We start from the raw sequence: 17,736 nt of genomic DNA, 5'->3' as shown, positions 1-17,736 counted from the left end.
GAAACGGCGGCGCGTGCTGTCCTGCAAGGCAACTCCCATGCTCAGCTGCCACCCTGTGCCAGACGGCGGCGTGCCTGGCGGCGCAGCAGCCAGCGCGCCAGCAGGGCCAGCAGCACGCAGGCCAAGCCGACCAGCAGGCCCAGCCACAGCGGGTTGTGCGAGAAGTACCACTGCGCCCAGGTCAGCCACGGCAGATGGCCCACGTAGTAGGTCTGGTTGCCGGCCATGCTGCGCACGGTGTTCTTGTGCAGCAGCACCACGCTGCCCTGGAAATCGCGCAGCTGGTCCGGCTCGAACCAGGCATCGAACAGGCGCCCGACCTGGCCGGGGTTGTCGGCCAGGATCGCCACCACGCTGCGCCCGGCCTTCAACGGCGATTCAAAGCCCAGCAGGATCACGTCATCGGGGTCCGGGCGCAGGCCGACTTCGGCCACCGAGGGCAGGTCGGTGCGGCGCGCGTCGGGCGACAGGAAGCCCGGCAGATGCGCGGTCAGCCAATCGGACAACGCGAAGCTGCGCTGCTGCGCGCCTTCGCCGATCGGCAGCCGGTCGGCCCACTGGGTGAACAGCGGCTGGGTACGGCGCGAGCCGAGCACCAGCAGGTCCAGGTCCGGGTTGGCGGCAACCTCCGAGGCACGCAGGAAGCGGTTGCCCAGCGCCGGGTAACCGGTGGCCGCGCCCATGCGGCCCAGCACCGTCAGCGCGTTGCCCACGTCCTCGGCGGTGAAGCCATCAGGCAGCACCACCGCCGATTCGGACAGGTCGGCCATGCGCGTGAACGGGAAGCCGGCGTTGCCGAACGCGGCCAGGTTGGGCATGGCCATGTAGTGGTGGAAGCCCCGCAGGTCGATGCTGGAATCGCCATCGATGGCCGCCGACACGTCCGGGAAGGTGTTCTTGCACTCCCCGGCCTGCGGCCGGTCGAAGAAGAAGTGGAAGCGCAGCTGGCTGTTGGACGAGAACGGGCCGGTAGGCAGCAGCACCTTCTGCGCGATCGGCATCTGCCCGCGCACCTTCAGCTTGTTCCACAGCTTTTCCGGCATGTTCTGCGCGCGCGGCAGGCCATCCAGCGGCAAGGTGGTGACGAAGGCATCGTTGATGTTGATGTTCAGCGCCGACTTGTCCGCGCCTTCCGGCAGCGTGTAGCGGTAGCGCAGGTCCAGCGGGATGCCCTGCTTGCGCCACACGAACAGGTCCGGCGGCAGCTGCAGGCCGATGCGGATCAGGTCCGGGTGGTAGCCGACCACGTTCAGTTCGCTGGTGCGGCTGACCAGTTCGTCAAAGCGTACCGGGCGGTCGCTGGGAATCCAGTTGGGCGCATCGTACGGCTTGCGCGCGGTGGCCTGCTTGAAGCTGTCCACGGTGGCACTGGGGCCGGACAACGGCGCGCCCAGCGCCAGCGCCGAAGCGGCGGTGCGCAGTTCGGCATCGTCGCGGCCCAGCACCAGCAGCAGCTTGCTGTTGGGGTCGGTCGGGTGGGTGACCATGGCCAGCGTCGGCCCGGCCACCTGCGGCAGCTCCAGCCCCGGCAGTGTCTTGCCGGTGGTGGCCAGCACCACTGCGTTGCCCTGCAGCGGCAGGGCATCGGGGCTGGCGGTGAAGCGCGCGCCCCGGTAGCCGGCCAGCGAACCGAACCACGACGATACGATGCCTGCCGCCTGCAGCGTGCCCGCCGACGGCTGCCCGGCATACACGAACGGCAGGTCCAGCCGGCGCGTATCGCGCGCGTCGAAGAACGGCACCGGCAGCAGCGACAGGTCGTTGTTCAGCTGCAGCGGCAGCCAGCCCAGTTCCAGGAAGCTGGCGCTGTCGATGTTGGCCCACAGGCTGGTGTGGTCCGGGTCTTCGCACTCGCGGGTGTAGTGGCCGATCAGCTGCAGGTTGATGCGGTTGTAGTCGATGATCAGGCGCGGATCGACGTCGATGTCGCGCTCGATCACCTTGCCGGCCTGGTCGGTGCTGACCGGCAGGGTGGCCACGGTGACGTCGTTGACGGTGACCTTCAGGTGCGACAGGTCCGGCAGCAGTGCCGGGGAATAGCTGTATTTCAGGTGCAGCGACGCACGGTCGACCACCTGGTCGCTGCGCACCGAGAACGGCACGCCGGCCGTACCCTGGATGCCACGCAGGGTGATTTCGTAATCGATGCCCAGCTGCTTGAGCGTGGACCGGCTGTGCTGCATGGAGGCCGGCGCCGCCACCGGCGCGCCTGCCGGCAGCGGGGCGGCCGGCACAGCGGCACTACCAGCCGGCGGCACGGTGACATCCTGCGCCTGCACGGCAGCCCACGGCAGTGTCAGCGCGAACGCCAGGGCGGCCACGCGCGGGCACAGGCCAAGGCGGCCCAGGCGGAAGTCACGACGGGTCATGCAGAGTCTCCGGTACGCGGTGGGGCGGCGTCGCTGCGACGTCCGCCGGAGGTGATGAACCGCCCCAGGCGGTGGAAGCCCCGCAGGCTGGCCTTGAAGACATCGCCGAACGAGCGCAGCAGGGTGTCGCGGTCGTGCCGCCCCCACAGCTGCACCCAGATGTCGGCGCGGGCGAAGGTACAGGTGACCAGCCAGCGTTCCTGTTCCAGGTCCAGTTCGCCGAACTGCAGGCTGATGCCCGAGGCATCGCGGTCATGCCGGATCACCACCGGCAGGTGCTTGCTGCGGTTGCGGTTGGTCAGTTCGATCGAGGCGTCGGTGCCGGGCTGCAGCGGCTCGGGAGCATCCAGCCGCACCGCCATGCCGCCGGTGGAGAAGTTCAGCGTGCGGCACGGCAGCGCGCGGCCATCGGCCAGGTGCAGCACCGCCGGCATCGACAGCGGCACGCGGTGCGAACGGCGGATCTGCCGCTGCTCGCTGGAGGTGGCGATGACCGCGCCAAGCATGATGGTGTTGTAGAGGGTCCAGCCCAGGTTCAACCAGATGGTGTTGCTTTCCCCGCCGGTATCGGCCATCACCAGCCGGACGATGCCGACCACGATGCCGGTGACGTTCAACAGCAGCAGCAACAGGTAGGGCCGCGCGATCTGCGCATCGAAATAGCTGCGCTCGACCAGGCCGCCCTTGGCGGTGACGTTGAACTTGCCCAGCTTGGGGTTGATCACCGCCATCAGCGTGGGCCGCAGGATGTACCAGGCCAGGGTGGTCTCGTACACCTCGTTCCACAGCAGGTGGCGGTGGCGGCCCTGCACGCGCACGTTGGTCAGGTTGGCCTGCAGGATGTGCGGCAGCGCATAGGACAGGATCATCAGCGCCGAGGCGTGGATGACGTGCGCACCGAAGAACAGGTAGGCCAGTGGCGCGGTCAGGAAGATGATGCGCGGCAACCCGTAGAAGAAGTGCAGCATGGCGTTGGTGTAGCACAGCCGCTGCACAAACCTCAGGCCCTTGGTCAGCAGCGGGTTGTCCACCCGCAGGATCTGCGCCATGCCACGCGCCCAACGGATGCGCTGGCCCACATGCGCCGACAGGCTTTCGGTGGCCAGCCCGGCCGCCTGCGGGATCGGGATGTAGGCGCTGCGCCAGCCGGCCTTGTGCAGGCGGATGGCGGTGTGCGCATCCTCGGTCACCGTTTCCACGGCCACCCCGCCGATGGCTTCCAGCGGCGCACGGCGCAGCACCGTGCAGGAGCCGCAGAAGAAGGTGGCATCCCACAGGTCGTTGCCATCCTGCAGCAGGCCGTAGAACAGCTCGCCTTCGTTGGGCACCTTGCCGAAGGTGCCCAGGTTGCGCTCGAACGGATCGGCCGAGAAGAAGTAGTGCGGGGTCTGCACCACGGCCAGCTTGTCATCGCGCAGGAAGCCGCCCATGGACATCTGCAGGAAGGAGCGGGTCGGCACGTGGTCGCAGTCGAACACCGCCACGAACTCGCCGTGGCTCTTCTTCAGGGCGGCATTGATGTTGCCGGCCTTGGCGTGGTTGTTGTTGGTGCGGGTGACATAGTGCACGCCGACCTGCTCGCAGAACGCGCGGAATTCCTCGCGGCGGCCGTCGTCGAGCAGGTAGATGTTGAGCTTGTCCGCCGGCCAGTCCAGCACCGTGGCCGCCAGGATGGTGGTGCGCACCACCGACAACGGCTCGTTGTAGGTGGGGATGAGCACGTCCACGGTCGGCCACTGCGCGCGGTCTTCCGGCAACGGCACCGGCGCACGGTTCAATGGCCAGGCCACCTGGAAGTAGCCCAGCACCAGGACCAGGTAGGCATACACCTCGGCCGCCACCAGGCCCATGCCCAGGGTGAGATCGACCAGGCTGCCGAAGCCGAGCGTTTCCGTCAGGCGCCACCACATGTAACGGGTGGACATGACCAGCGACAGGGCCATCAGGATCAACGGCACCAGGCGGCTTTCGCGGTTGCGCAGGCACAGGGCGATGCCGAACACCACGGCCGAGAACAGCAGCTGGTGGACAACGTCCAGCGGCACCGTGGCCACGAAGGCCAGCAGGGCGATGGCACCGGCGACCAGCACGGCAAGGCCCAGGCGCGCGATCCAGGCGCTGCGCAGGGGTGTCGGGGTTTGGGTCATGCGGTGTCATCCCGGCCGCACCAGCGCGGCCCATTGCGTGGGTGGACTGCGGTGCACCCTCTCCCCCATTGCTGGAAGGTGCACCCCAGACGGCTACTCAGCGCTGGCGCAGGCGCGCCAGCGGGCTCTGGCCCGGCCCCTGCAACGGCGCCTGGGCCAGACGGTGGAACAGGTGCTGCAATGCGGTGGCACCGGCCGGTGCCATGGCCGGCACCGGCACCGGCGGCGGCGGAACGGCCGCTGCGGCAACCGGTGCAGGTGCAGGCACCGCCTCCACCACCGGTACCGAGGCCACCTGCGGGGCCTGGCGGGGTGTCAGCGGCGGCGGTGCGCTGGCCGGTTCAACGGAAAAATCGTGGTACTGCGGCGCGCCGGCGCGGGCGCCCAGTCGCTTGAACAGGCCGGCCACATCGTCGTGGCTGGCAGAATCAACAGACATTGTGAAGAGGCCTCGAAAACTGGAAGTGGGTCGATCAGCTGACCCGGCGCAGGACATAGCGTGACACATCGGCCGAACCACCCGGCCCCGGTTCCAGGTCCAGCGAGGGCAGCATGCCCGCCTCGCGGAACCAGGCCCGGTACACGCCTTCCAGGAAGGACATGTTCCAGTTTCCATGGTGCACCAGCAGGGCCGTCAGCGGTGCGGCCAGGTGCTCGATGACCACCTCGCTGCCACCGTCCTGCATGCGCACCGCACCCCAGGACACCCCCGCCCACACGGCATTGGCCGCCAGGGCCAGCGCCTCCAGCGATTCCACCGCCGGCAGCGGGTGCGCACGCGCGAAGCGCTCGCCGATCCGGGCCATCAACCGGGCGACATCGGCTTCCGGCAGGGCGTCCTTGAACTCCTCCGCCATGGCCAGCACGAAGCCACGCCATTGCAGGGAACACCCCTGTAGACGGTACAGATCCAGCGTTTCAGATGCACTCATGCAGGCCCCAGGCAACCCGGCGCAGGACTGGCATGGAACCGCCCCCGTGTCCTGACACCGCTATAAAGTGTGAACTACGCCTCACTTGATTGTTGCACATCCAGCCCGCCAATGCAGGCTTTTTTGGTGCAACCCCATGGAATCGTTGATTTTTTTTCAAAAACCGATACCTGGCAAGGCTTTGACGCTGTCCACGGTACCTCAACCAGGCCGCAAAGAGGTCAAGGCGAGGGGGGCAACTCGAACACCTGGCGCAGGTAGGCCAGGTAGCCCGGGTCGTCGCACATGCTCTTGCCGGGGGAGTCGCTGAGCTTGGCCACCGGCTGGCCGTTGCAGCGGACCATCTTGATGACGATGTTCAGCGGGGTCGGGCCCAGGTCGTTGGTCAGGTGCGTGCCCACGCCAAAGGCCACCTGGCAGCGGCCACGGAAGTAGTCGAACAGGCGCATCACCTTTTCGATGTTCAGGCCATCGCTGAACACCAGTACCTTGCTGCGTGCATCCACGCGGCGGTGCTGGAAATGGGCCAGCATGCGGTCGCCCCAGTCGAACGGGTCGCCCGAATCGTGGCGCACGCCGTCGAACAGCTTGCAGAAGTACATGTCGAAATCGCGCAGGAACGCATCCAGCCCGACCACGTCGGACAGGGCGATGCCCAGGTCGCCACGGTACTCGCGCGCCCACGAATCCAGCGCCGCCACCTGCGAATCGCGCAGGCGCGGGCCCAGTGCCTGGAAGGCCTGCAGGTATTCGTGGGCCATCGTGCCGTGCGGGGTCATGCCGTACAGGCGGGCGAAGTGCACGTTGCTGGTGCCCACCAGCTGCGGACCGAGTGCATCGCGCAGCAGCGGCAGCAGGCGCGCGTGCCAGTCGCGCGAGTAGCGGCGGCGGGTGCCGTAATCGGCGATGCGGCACTGCTCGAAGCCGGGCGTATCGCGCAGCAGCGCGGCCTTGGCCTGCAGGCGGCGCTCGCCTTCGGCGATGTCGGCGGTGCTGGTGTTGCGGAACCAGACCTCGTTGATGATCGCCAGCAGCGGCACTTCGAACAGGATGGTATGCAGCCAGGGGCCGGTGATGTCCAGTTCGATCTCGCCGGGCACGGTGGCCGAGGCACGCAGGTGGATGTACTTGCGGTCCAGGTGGAACAGGCCGAGGAAATCGGCGAAGTCCGGCTTCACGAAGCGCAGGCCGCGCATGTAGTCCAGCTCGGCATCGGTGAAGCGCAGGCTGCACAGGTGGTCGATTTCCGCGCTGATCTCGTCCAGGTGGTCGGCCAGGGCGATGCCGGGTGTGCGGCACTTGAACCGGTACTGCACCTGCGCGCCGGGATGCTGGTGCAGCACCGCCTGCATCATGGTGAATTTGTACAGGTCGGTGTCGAGCAGGGACTGGATGATGGCCATGGCGCAATTATGCGCCCGTTCGGGTGAATCGCGGTTTCCGGCCGACGACGGCGCGCGGCGGCCGGGGATTACAGCGACTTGCGCAGCAGACGTGGCACCTGCACCAGAGCGTGCGCCCAGATCGCACCCCACACCGCCACCCGCACCGGCAGCGGGCGCTGCTGCGCTTCGAACTTGCGGAAATAGCGCCACAACCCGCGATGCTTGTGCCATTCCACGAAGAACGGCCGCGAGCGGCTGGACACGCCGCGCACGTGCACCACCTTCAGGTCGTTGGCGATGGCCACCGTGCCGCCGGCCTCGCGCACGCGCCGGCACAGGTCCAGGTCTTCGGCATGCAGGCGGTAGCCGGCATCCCAGCCACCGATGCGGTCGAACAGTGCGCGTGGCATCAGCAGCAGCGCGCCGGACAGGGCCGGCACGGTCTGCAGCGCCTGCGCGGGATCGGCCGCGATCGCCAGCCGTGCGCCCTTGCCGGGCGAGCGCAGCATCGCGCCGAAATCCGGATCACGGCGGCGTACCGCGCTGTCGGCCACGCCCTGCTCGTCCACCTGCTCCGCGCCCAGCAGGCCATCGCCCAGGGCCTGGGCCCGGTCGCGCAGCGCGGCCAGCGTGCCCGGTTCCACCAGCAGGTCGGGATTGATGAAGGCCAGCCACGGGCTGTGGGAGTCGGCCACGCCCTGGTTGTTGGCGGCGGCGAAGCCGGGGTTGTCGGGGTTGCCGATGAAGCGCACGCGCGGGTCGTGGCTGGCATGGCGCTGGACGATATCCAGCGTCTGGTCGATCGAGCCGTTGTCGACCACGCGGATCTCCGCCACGTCCTGCGCCTGCCGCAGCCGCGCCAGGCATTCATCGATGGTGCTGCCGCTCTGGTAAGTGACGACGATGGCGGCAATGGCGGGGTTCACGCAGCAGGCTCCGGCGGGGGTGCAGGGGGCGCAGGAAACAGGTCGCCCTGCGCACGCGGCATTATCGCCTGCTGCACGCCGCGCTGCAGGTCGGCACGCAGGTCGTGCAGCGGGTCGCGCATGAGGAAATCCGCCAGCCGTGGCGCCCAGCCCGGCCAGCGGGTGCCGAGCACATCCAGGTCCCCCTCATGCACGGCGGCTTCGCCATCGCGGCAGACGAACGCGTTTTCGCAGAGTACGTTGCGCCAGCCCAGCCCGGCCATGCGCAGGCTCAGGTCGATCAGCGCCGTGTTCCACCCCCCGTAGCTGTCGGCATCCAGCCCGCCGGCCCGGCGGCGGGCATTGGCCCGCACCAGCACCGCGTGGGTCACGGCCGAGGGCAGTTCGGGGTGCAGCGCCGGCAGCGCGGCACAGGCCTGTGCCAACGCGGTGGTGTCCGGCGGCACCGGGTTGATCTCGCCCAACCGTGGCCATGCGGTGGTTTCACCGGCGTTGCACCAAGGGGTCGCAGTGGCGATGGCCGCATCGCGGGCGAAACAGGCTTCCAGCTGCTGCAGCCAGCCTGGCGCCGGCACGCTGTCCGGTGCCAGCACCGCCACGTCCAGGCCCTCGCAGGCCCGCAGCATTTCATCCAGATGCGCCACCTCGCCCAGCGGCCGTGCGCGGCGGGTGTACTCGGCCTGCAGCGGGGTGTGCGCCAGCCAGTGCTCGATCACCGCCTGCGCGCGCGGGCCGGCCTGCGCATCATCGGCCAGCCAGATCGCCGTGCCGGCGGCGGTTCCGGCATCCAGCGCGGCCAGGCAGCGGTCCAGCGCCGCATCGTCCACGCCCAGCGGCAACAGCACGATCGCCCCCATCCCGCCTCCGTGGTTGTCGTTGCCCGAAGGGTAGCACCGGCCGGGTGGCGCACGGCACCCGCTTCAGTCCACGGCCACCGACAGCTGTCTATGGCGTGGACCCACAGTTGCCCACCGCTTCGGTAGATCCACGCCATGCGTGGATGCAGGCCGGTATGGGCTGCCGGGCGCAGCCCGGCCTCCCCCCTTAGCGCTTGCCCGGCTGGCTCAGCGGCTCCATCGCGCGGAAGCGCTGGCTGTACTCATCGGTCAGCTGCCGCGACTCGGCACCATTGCGCACGATGGTCGGGGTCAGCAGCACGATCACTTCCGAACGACGGCTGGTGCGGGTCTTCTGCCCGAACAGCGCGCCGATCACCGGGATGCGGCTCAGGCCGGGAATACCGCTGCTGCCATCGGTGGCCGAATCGGTGATCAGGCCGGCCAGCATGATGGTATCCCCGCTCTGCACGGCTGCCTCGGTGGCCAGCTTCTTGGTGGAAATGCGCGGGTTGCAGTTCTGTTCCTGCGGGTTGCAGGTGGCCGGCACATCCGAGGCACTGCTGACTTCCTGCACGATGTCCATGAACACCGTGCCATCGCGCGTCACCCGCGGGCGCACCTTGAGGATCACGCCGGTATCGATGTACTGCACCTGGCTGTAGGTGCTGGTGCCCACGCCGGTGTTCACGGTGGTGGTGCTGATCGGCACCTTGTCGCCCACGTTGAGCGTGGCCTCGGCGTTGTTGCGCACGAACACCGAGGGCGTCTGCAGCAGGCGCAGGTCGCTGACCTTGTCCAGCGCGCTGATCACCGCCGCACCGTTGTGGCCGGTGAAGGCCCAGCCCAGGCCGTCGGCGCCGGTCACCGCGCCGGCAAAGCTGCTCCAGGAACCGCCCGACGCCGCCGGCAGGGTCGTGGCGCCCAGGGCTCCGCCCAGTGTCTTGCCCGCCACCGCATTGTCGAAGTACCAGTTCACGCCGTACTTGAGGTCGCCGGTCAGTGCCACCTCGGCCACCTGCGCCTCGATGTGCACCTGCATCGGCATCACGTCCAGCTTCTCGATCACTTCACGGATCGAACGCCAGGCCTGCGGGGTCGCGCGGACCAGCAGCGTATTGGTTTCCTCCACCGCCGACACGCCGACCTGGTCACCTTCCACTTCCAGGTTGACGGCGTAGTTGCCCGACTGGCGCTGCGGCAGGTTGAAGCTGCCGTTGGCGTTGTTGCCACTGCTGCTGGACGAGCCGAGGGCGTTGCTGCTGTCGTTGTTGCGGTTGCCCGCATCCATCTGCGCCGGCATCGCCCCCGGCGCCAGTGCGACCGGTGAAGCGCCGCCGCGGCTGTTGCTGCCGGCGAACGCTTCGCTGAGCCGCTCGGCCAGGTCGCGGGCCTTGATGTAGCGCAGTTCATGGGAGAACAGGCGCGGGGCGCCACCGGCGGTGTCGATGCGGTCAAGCCACTGCTGGATCTGGTCCAGGTAGCGCGCCTGCGGGGTGATCACCAGCACCGCGTTGGCGTTTTCCAGCGGCAGGAAACGGAACATGCCGGCGCTGGGCGTCTTGCTCTCTTCGCCGAATACCTTTTCCAGATCCTTGGCTACCTGCTCGGCCTTGCCCGAGGCAATCGGGAACACGCCCACGGACATGCCCGACAGCCAGTCGACATCGAAGATTTCCACCGTGCGCAGGTAGTTTTCCAGTTCCGCGCGGGTACCGCCGAGGGTGATCACATTGCGCCCGCTGTCCACGTTGACGATCGCGTTGGGCCGCGCGTACGGCTCGAGCACCTTCTTCATTTCAGCCGCGGAAATGTACTGCAGCGGCACCACGCGCACCTCGAAGCCCCGCGCGCTCGATGCCGGCGCGGTGCTGGGGGCGACGGTGCCGGCCAGCGCCTGGTCGGCGGCGACGATGTTGTAGCGGCCACCGCTGTAGACCATGCGGGCGTTGTTCCAGCCCAGGACCATTTCCAGCAGGTTCAGCGCCTGTGCCGGTGATACAGGCTTGGGCGTGGCCAGGGTGACGGTGCCCTGCACGCCCGGGGCGATCACGTAGTTCTGCCCAAGCATGTCGCCCAGGATCGCCTTCACCACGGCATGCACCGATTCCCCTTCGAAATTGAAGGTGGCTTCGCCGGTGCTGGCCGCATGCAGGGCCGGGGCCGGCGCACTGGCCGCCTGGCGGTTGATCATGGTGCCGCTGCCGCGGCGGATCACCGCCTGTGGCGAGCCCTGGTTGCCACCGGCAGCGGCATCGGCCGGTGCCGGCCCGGCCAGCGACGGTGCCTGCAGGTTGGCATCACGCCGTACCTGCGGCGTGGACACGGTGCTGCAGCCGACCAACAGCGCGAGGAGAAGGGACCACGGTAGGAAACGCAGGCTCATGCTTTCACTCTATCGGTTGGCGCCGTTGCCGTTGCCCGGCGGTGGCGATTGTTGCTGTTGCTGTTGCTGGAGTTGCTGGCGACGGGCCTGGATGCGCTCGCGGATCGCCCGCATCTGTTCTTCGCTGGGGCCCTGGCTGGCGGGGGCCGGTGCTGCAGCGGCCGCCGCGGCCGACGGTGGCGGTACGGGAGCGGTATCCTGCGCCGGACGCACCGGCGCCGCCGCAGGCGGCGGGGGCGGTGATGCCGGTGCCGCCGCGGCCGGTGGCGGCCGGCCATTCTGTGCCCCCAGCAGCGGCGTGGGCGGTTCCCCGCCCTGCCCATCGAACACGGCCAGCGGCAGCACTTGGCTGCCACCAGGGCCGACCACCGTGGCCTGCCGTGGCTGCAGGTCCACCAACTGCCAACCATCGACCGCCTCGCCATTCAGGCGCAGCCGCAGCGACCGGTTCTGGTCGGTGGTCAGCGTGGCCATGGCGAAACTGCCGGTCATCAGCACGCCGGTCAGGCGCACGCTGCTGGTGGTGGTGCCTTCGGTTCCCCCCAGCTGGTAAGGGCGTGGCCGCCGGTCTTCGGCAAACAGCGGCCGCGCTGCGATGGGGGCGTAGCTGTCTGCCGATGCCATGCGTTCGGGCGCGACCGGCGGCAACGATGGCAGCGCCACGGCCGCCGCATCGCCCGCCTGGCCGGCAGACAGCTGGCCGCCCAGGCCGAAACCGGTGGCCAGCCACAGTGCGCCTGCCCAGCCAGCGGTGGCGACCAGGAACCAGGTGCGCAGGCCGATCTGCTCAACCTTCATCGGGCACCTCCGCCGTTTCCGGTTCGGTGGCCATGGCCTCGCCGCTGGGCGCCTGCGCTGCCGGCGCCGGGGCCGATGGCGCCGCCTGCGCGGCGGTGGCGGCGTCTACCGACGGCAGCAGGTACCCGACCAGTTCGAAGGACACATCCAGGCCCAGGCCGGTTTCACTGGCCGACTGCTGGAAGCGCTGGGCAATCAGGTTGAGGTTGTCCACGAACAGCCGCGGGCTGCCGGTTTCCAGGCTGTGCAGCACCGTGGCCAGTTCGGCCACGCCGCAGCGCAGGCGGACCTGCATCGCCACGCGCGGGAACGCCGCATCACGGCGGTTGTCCGTCAACGGCGTACGGTTGCTGATCGTGCAGCTGCGGTTGCCCGGGCTGGCGGCGGCCACGGCATCCTGCAGGCGGGCGCCCAGGGCAGCGGCGGCGGCTTCGGTGGTGGCCTCGGTCAGGAAGCCCGGCCGCTGCTGCAGGGCATCGCGGGTCGCCCGCAGCGAGGCTTCGATCTGCGGGCGCTGCTGCAGCTGCGCCTGCACGCGCTGCTCGCGCTCGCGCAGGTCACGGGTCTGCTGCTGCAGTTCCAGCAACGGCACGGTGAACCAGGGATGCACCAGCACCAGGTAGCCCAGGCCCAGCAGGGCCAGCAGCAGGCCCAGCGCCAGCCAGCGGTCACGGGGCGCGCTTTGCATCGGCATCGGCCGCCTCCGGGGTCGTAGAGGACGCCGCGGCCGGCAACGGCTGCAGTTCGGCGGTCAGGGTGAAGCGGTCACGCCCGCTGTTGGCGCCATCGGCCTGCAGCACGCCGGTCAGGTTGACCTTGCGCCACAGCGGCGATGCCTGCAGCAGCGGCACCAGCTGCGACGCTTCGCGGCTGAGCCCGATCAACTGCAGGCCGTTGTTTTCCACGGCCAGCTTTTCCAGATAGGTGCCATCGGGCAGCCGCCGGGTCAGCTCGCTCCAGATTTCCACGGTGGTGGCACGTCGCTGGCGCTGTTCTTCCAGATAGCGCGCGCCATCGAGCATGGCCTGCAGCTGGCTGCGTTCGCTGGCCACGCCCCGGGCACTGCGGGCGGCACCGTCCACCTGCTCGCGCAGCGCCTGGACGGCATCGCGGCGGTTGTCCAGCAGCTGGGTGCCCGCCAGTACCAGCAGCACCGCTGCGGCCACGGCCAGCAACAGGTTCCAGCGCCGCAGCGGATCGGCCTGTGGCTGGCGCTGCGGGGGCGGCAGCAGGTTCACCTGCAGCGCCCCACCGTGCACGTCTTCGGCGTCCACGCCGGCCAGCGCCGTGGCCCATTCACCGGCCTGCACCTGCCATGCCTCGCGCTGGGCGCGTGGCCAGGCGACCAGTTCCACATCCAGCTGGTCTTCGCCGGCAGCGCCAAGGTTGCGTACGTCGTAGCTGACCTGGCTGGCATCGAACGGCGTCTGCCGGTCGATCTCGAACCCGACCACGTCGCGCAGGCGGTCGCCGGCGGCGGCGGGCAGGCGCAGCCGGCGCTGCAGCACCTGGCCGGGGGGCAGCAGCCAGACCCGTGGCAGGGCATGCAGGCGCGGGTCCAGCACGCGTTCCAGCGCAGCCGGGGACACCGGCCACGGCAGGCTGGCCACGGCCGCGCGCTGGCCCCCCACATCGCGCCATACCTGCAGCTGGCCCTGCGCGGGCTGCAGCAGCAGGCGGGCCTGCGACCAGCCCAGCGCCCACTGCCAGCGTGCCGGCACCCAGGCCAGCAGCGATTGCCGCCACCAGCGCAGGAAATGCGCGGCACCGGGACCGATCCGGCCCTGCACCTGACGCAGACTGTCCTGCCAAGCCGTCATCTTGCCGCCATTCCCTGCTCCCAGCGAAGCACCTGATAAGTACGCCCGAGCTGTCCCCCCGAGCCGCTGCGCACCACCGCACGCAGCACCGACGCACGTCCGCTGCCGTCGATGGCGCGGGACTCGATACTATAGGTCCCGCTGCCGCTGGCATATGTTTTTGGCGCCGCCGTGGGATCTTCGTCCGCCTGCAGCTGCGCGCGCTGGGCCAGTACCTGCTCGGCATCCAGCCCCAGTGCGGTCAGCACCGGTCCTTCGGCCACGCGCGGGTCCGGGCGCACGCCCCGGCTGTACAGGGTGATGTACGGCAGCATTTTCTGGAACAGTGCCGCCCGCATGCCCAGCACGCGCTGCAGTTCGCCCAGGGTTTCGAAATTCTGGTTGGACGGGCCGTACGGCAGGCCCGCTGCCGCGTAGTCCGGCGCTTCGGCACCGCCCCCGGCCTGCACCAGGTCATCGGTGTCGCGCCAGTCGATGATGGCCCCGGCCAGTTGCCGGGCCGTTTCCTGTGGTTCGCCCATGGCCCGCAGGAAGGCTTCCAGCAGCACCGGATCGGCGCGGTTGAGGTTGATCTTGCCTTCCTCGTCGAGGATCCGGATTTCAACCTGCGCCTCCTCGAACTGCCAACGGTAGCGCCGGCCATCCGCCTGCCATGCGGGGCGCTGCGGGTCCGGGCGCAGCCGCGACAGCGCATATTCCAGGCCCGCGCGGGCCTGTTCCTGCCCGCGCGCATCGGTATCGAGCACGCGCTGCTGCAGGTGCTCCGTGCGCGCGCTGAGCGCGAAGGCGCCGACCAGCGCGGTCATCAACGCGATCAACCACAGCACCAGCACCAGGGCGGCCCCACGCGCACGCAGCCTCATTGCGCACCGCCGGTGCCACCGGCATTGAGCGCGACCACCAGCGGCGGCCACGGTGCGCCCTGCGCCGGCCGCACGCGGATCTCCACCAGCAACGGCAGACGCCGGGTGTCCTCCCAGCGCGGCAGCCATTCGGTCAGCTGGCTGGTGGCCGCGTCGATGCCCCGGTAGCGCAGCTGCACGGACTGCAGGCCATCCACCAGCAGTTCCGGCGCACGCGGTGGCGTTTCCTCGATGCGTTCGCCCTTCTGCAGCAGCACCAGCCCCAGTGTCAGCCGCTGTGCGCCAGCCTCACCCTGCACCTGCAGGGTGTGCAGGTAGGGACCGCCACGGCCCAGATAGCCGGGCACATCGGCAACGAACAGCATCTGCTGCGCCTGGCCCAGGAAATAGACCGGCTCGCGCGTCGGGTCCAGGGGCTCGATCGGGCTGCGCAACGCGGCGGACAGCTGGCGGCGCAGCAGGCCTTCCACGGCACGCATGCGCTCGCTGGCCGCCGCGATGGCTTCGCCGCGCTGACTGACCGCCATGGCCGAACGCACGCTGGCAAACGCCAGCGCCAGCCCGCCCACCAGCAATACGGTGGCCAGCAGGACCTCGATCAACGTGAAGCCGGCGGCACGCCGTGTCATCGCGCGCTCTCCAGATCCGGCGGCAACAGGCGCACGCTGCGCCAGTGCAGCTGCTGGCGGGCATCGTCGCCCCAGCGTACCTGCAGCTGCAGTTCGGCCAGCCACGGTGCGCCGGGGGATGCCATGTCCTGGCTGCCATCGCCACGCGGCTCGTTGTAGGGCTGTACCTGCAGCTGCCACTGGTAGCGGCCGTCGTCCCACTGCCCCTGGCGGCTGCCAGCGTGCAGCGGCTCTTCCACGCCGGCGGCAGCCAGCAGCGACTGCGCATGCAGCACGGCACGCGAACGCAGTTCCGCCTCGCGCACCTGCCGTGCACCACCGGACAGGCTGCCCAGCAGCAGGGTCAGCGCCACCCCGAGCAGGGCAAAGGCCACGATCACCTCCAGCAGGGTGAAACCGCGGGCGCGCTGTTTCATGGCGCCCCCCGCCATGGGCCGGAACGGACTTCACCGGTCAACCAGCCCACATCGATGCGCCACTGTGCGTCGCCCTGCTGCAGCTGGATGCGTCCGCCACTGGAACCGCCGTCGGGATGGAACTCGATGACGCCCTGCCCCGGGGCCGCTGCCAGCTGCGCGGCGCCTTCAAAGGACACCTGCAGGCGCGGCGGGATGTTCCCCTGGCGGCCATCGATGCCCTGCCAGTGGTGCCGCTGCGTTTCGATCACGAAGCGCTGGGCTTCGCCGCGGGCGATCGCCTGCGCGCGCACCATGCGCAGCTGGTTGGCGATGTCCTTGCCGCTGCTGCGCAGCTGCATGCCACCCAGCCCCCGCGACAGGCCGGCGGCGGTCACCAGCCCGACCGCCGCCAGCAGGGCGATCACCAGCAGCATTTCCAGCAACGTCAAGCCTGCCACGCGCCTGCCAGGCAGACGTGGACGCAGCGTCCGGGCGGGCAGGCGCAGCAGCATCCGGCCTTACTGCTCGTAACGGATGTCAGCGTCCACGCTGCTGCCACCGGGCTTGCCATCCTTGCCCAGGCTGATCAGTTCATAGGGCTGGCCATCGCCGGGCGCGCGGTATTCCAGCGCATGGCCCCACGGGTCGTTGAGGTCGGCCGCCTTGGCATACGGGCCCAGCCAGCCGTTGACGCCGGCGGGGGCCGTGACCAGGTCGGTCAGCGCGCCGGGCAGCTTGCCGGTGTCGATCTGGTAGTTGTCGACCTTGCCGGCCACGGTCTGCACCTGGGCCTTGGCGATGTTGGCCTTGCCGCGGTCGGCGCCGCCCAGCACGCGGCTGGCGACCAGGGTCAGCACCGCGCCGATCAGCACGATGACGATGATGATTTCCAGCAGGCTCATGCCGGACTGGTGACGCGCACTGGCAAAGGAGAGTCGAAGCGGGCGGCGGGCGGGCATCATGGTCGTTCCTTGCGGTCTTGAAAACGGAGGGGCATTGGGCGCCAGCGGTCAGCCGATGGCGTTGGTGAGGTCATACAGCGGGACCAGCACGGCGATGATGACCGCACCGACCACCGATGCCAGCACCAGGGTGATGGCCGGCACCATCGCCGCCAGCAGGCGGTCGATGCTGCGCGCGCTGTCCTGTTCGAAGGTATCGGCGGTCTTGAGCAGCATGGCATCGAGCGTGCCCGATTCCTCGCCGACCTGGATCATCTGCAGGGCCAGGCGCGGGAAACGCTTGCCACGCCCCAGCGCGGCGGACAGGCCGTTGCCGTTCTTGACCTCTTCGCCGGCGGTGTCCACGTCGGCCGCCAGTGCACGGTTGCCCAGCACGTTGCGGGCAATGGCCAGCGCCGACAGCAGCGGCACGCCGTTGCGCAGCAGGGTGCCCAGCGTGCGGGCCAGGCGCGCGGTTTCCAGCTGGCCGAGCAGGCGGCCGATGCCCTTGCGCTGCAGCAGCCAGCCATCCAGCGCCAGGCGGAACGCCGGCTGCCGCGCCTTGCGTTCGAAGGCCCAGGCCAGCAGCGCCGGCACCACCACCAGCACGATCCACCAATCGCGCACGAACAGGCCCAGCTGCAGGACCAGGTTGGTGAACCACGGCAGGGTGACATCCAGGCTTTCATACATCTGCGCGAACTGCGGCACCACATAGCCGAGCAGGAACAGCAGTGCGCCACCGACCACCAGCAGCAGGATGGCCGGGTACACCAGCGCGTTGATCACCCGGCCCTGCAGCGCGCGGCTGCGTTCAAGATAATCGGCCAGCCGCTGCAGCGTGTCGTGCAGGCTGCCGCCGGCTTCACCGGCACGCACCATGTTCACGTACAGCCGCGAGAACAGGCCATGCTGGCGCTCCAGCGCGGTGGACAACGGCGCGCCGCCACGCACCACGTCGCGGATGTCGGTGATGGCGCGGCGCGAACGCTCGTCTTCCGGCAGCGCCAGCAGGATGGTCAACGCGCGGTCCAGCGGTTGCCCGGCCCCGAGCAGGGTCGCCAGCTGCTGGGTGAACTGCAGCAGCGCCGGCCCCTGCAGCGGGCGTGGCTTGAACAGCCCGCGCAGGCTGGAACGCGACAGGCTGCCTTCGTCGGCGGCGCGTGTTTCCACCGGCAGGTGACCCTGGTCCTGCAGGCGCGCGACCAGTTCGGCCTGGCTGGCCGCTTCCATCTGTCCTTCGAACAGTTCGCCGTGCGCGTTGAGCGCCTTGTAACGGTAATGCGGCATGTCAGCGATGGCCCCG

General features: G+C 69.4%; 17 protein-coding genes. All 17 read right to left on the bottom strand.

Annotated features, from left to right (window positions below; all coding sequences use genetic code 11):
- Positions 1-41: 41 nt before the first annotated feature.
- The 17 genes from bcsB to Q9R17_RS11155 all read right to left on the bottom strand — a co-directional run bounded on the left by bcsB (position 42) and on the right by Q9R17_RS11155 (position 17,720).
- Positions 42-2,369 carry a cellulose biosynthesis cyclic di-GMP-binding regulatory protein BcsB gene (gene bcsB / locus Q9R17_RS11235; protein ID WP_308154729.1) on the bottom strand — a complete coding sequence of 776 codons (2,328 nt, stop codon included), beginning with the start codon at positions 2,367-2,369 and terminating at the stop codon, positions 42-44.
- Positions 2,366-4,516, bottom strand: a complete 2,151-nt coding sequence (gene bcsA / locus Q9R17_RS11230; protein WP_308154728.1) for a UDP-forming cellulose synthase catalytic subunit — start codon at positions 4,514-4,516, stop codon at positions 2,366-2,368. The genes bcsB and bcsA overlap by 4 nt, the downstream gene beginning before the upstream one ends.
- Positions 4,517-4,613: 97 nt before the next feature.
- Positions 4,614-4,955, bottom strand: a complete 342-nt coding sequence (locus Q9R17_RS11225) for a hypothetical protein (protein ID WP_308154727.1) — start codon at positions 4,953-4,955, stop codon at positions 4,614-4,616.
- Positions 4,956-4,989: 34 nt separating this feature from the next.
- Positions 4,990-5,448, bottom strand: a complete 459-nt coding sequence (locus Q9R17_RS11220) for a cellulose synthase (protein WP_308154726.1) — start codon at positions 5,446-5,448, stop codon at positions 4,990-4,992.
- A gap of 221 nt (positions 5,449-5,669) precedes the next feature.
- Positions 5,670-6,851: a nicotinate phosphoribosyltransferase gene (pncB, locus tag Q9R17_RS11215; RefSeq protein ID WP_308154725.1), complete on the bottom strand. Its 1,182-nt coding sequence runs from the start codon at positions 6,849-6,851 to the stop codon at positions 5,670-5,672.
- Between the two features lie 68 nt (positions 6,852-6,919).
- The gene (locus tag Q9R17_RS11210) at positions 6,920-7,759 is read right to left on the bottom strand and encodes a glycosyltransferase family 2 protein (RefSeq protein ID WP_308154724.1); all 840 of its coding nucleotides are present in this window, start codon (positions 7,757-7,759) and stop codon (positions 6,920-6,922) included.
- Entirely contained in the window at positions 7,756-8,616 is an 861-nt protein-coding gene (locus Q9R17_RS11205) for a glycosyltransferase (protein WP_308154723.1), read from the bottom strand. Before Q9R17_RS11205 ends, Q9R17_RS11210 begins: the two co-directional genes overlap by 4 nt.
- A gap of 187 nt (positions 8,617-8,803) precedes the next feature.
- Entirely contained in the window at positions 8,804-10,981 is a 2,178-nt protein-coding gene (gene gspD, locus Q9R17_RS11200; RefSeq protein WP_308154722.1) for a type II secretion system secretin GspD, read from the bottom strand.
- A gap of 9 nt (positions 10,982-10,990) precedes the next feature.
- Entirely contained in the window at positions 10,991-11,779 is a 789-nt protein-coding gene (locus tag Q9R17_RS11195) for a hypothetical protein (protein ID WP_308154721.1), read from the bottom strand.
- Positions 11,769-12,473, bottom strand: coding sequence for a type II secretion system protein GspM (gene gspM / locus Q9R17_RS11190; protein WP_308154720.1), 705 nt, complete (start codon positions 12,471-12,473; stop codon positions 11,769-11,771). The genes Q9R17_RS11195 and gspM overlap by 11 nt, the downstream gene beginning before the upstream one ends.
- Positions 12,448-13,599, bottom strand: coding sequence for a PilN domain-containing protein (locus Q9R17_RS11185; RefSeq protein WP_308154719.1), 1,152 nt, complete (start codon positions 13,597-13,599; stop codon positions 12,448-12,450). Before Q9R17_RS11185 ends, gspM begins: the two co-directional genes overlap by 26 nt.
- Entirely contained in the window at positions 13,596-14,462 is an 867-nt protein-coding gene (locus Q9R17_RS11180) for a type II secretion system protein GspK (protein ID WP_308154718.1), read from the bottom strand. Before Q9R17_RS11180 ends, Q9R17_RS11185 begins: the two co-directional genes overlap by 4 nt.
- A complete protein-coding gene (locus tag Q9R17_RS11175; protein WP_308154717.1) occupies positions 14,459-15,091 on the bottom strand; it encodes a type II secretion system protein J in 633 nt (210 codons plus the stop codon). Before Q9R17_RS11175 ends, Q9R17_RS11180 begins: the two co-directional genes overlap by 4 nt.
- Positions 15,088-15,507, bottom strand: a complete 420-nt coding sequence (locus Q9R17_RS11170) for a prepilin-type N-terminal cleavage/methylation domain-containing protein (RefSeq protein WP_308154716.1) — start codon at positions 15,505-15,507, stop codon at positions 15,088-15,090. Before Q9R17_RS11170 ends, Q9R17_RS11175 begins: the two co-directional genes overlap by 4 nt.
- Complete coding sequence (locus Q9R17_RS11165; protein ID WP_308154715.1) at positions 15,504-16,001, bottom strand: GspH/FimT family pseudopilin; 498 nt, start codon at positions 15,999-16,001, stop codon at positions 15,504-15,506. Before Q9R17_RS11165 ends, Q9R17_RS11170 begins: the two co-directional genes overlap by 4 nt.
- A 6-nt stretch (positions 16,002-16,007) precedes the next feature.
- On the bottom strand, positions 16,008-16,451 hold the full coding sequence (gene gspG / locus Q9R17_RS11160) for a type II secretion system major pseudopilin GspG (RefSeq protein ID WP_308154714.1): 444 nt from the start codon (positions 16,449-16,451) through the stop codon (positions 16,008-16,010).
- Positions 16,452-16,499: 48 nt separating this feature from the next.
- Entirely contained in the window at positions 16,500-17,720 is a 1,221-nt protein-coding gene (locus Q9R17_RS11155) for a type II secretion system F family protein (RefSeq protein ID WP_308154713.1), read from the bottom strand.
- Positions 17,721-17,736 lie beyond the last annotated feature (16 nt).

This window comes from Stenotrophomonas sp. 24(2023), assembly GCF_030913365.1.
GTDB lineage: Bacteria > Pseudomonadota > Gammaproteobacteria > Xanthomonadales > Xanthomonadaceae > Stenotrophomonas.
Note: the sequence above shows the minus strand (reverse complement) of the source record. Positions and strands in the feature narration are given on the sequence as shown.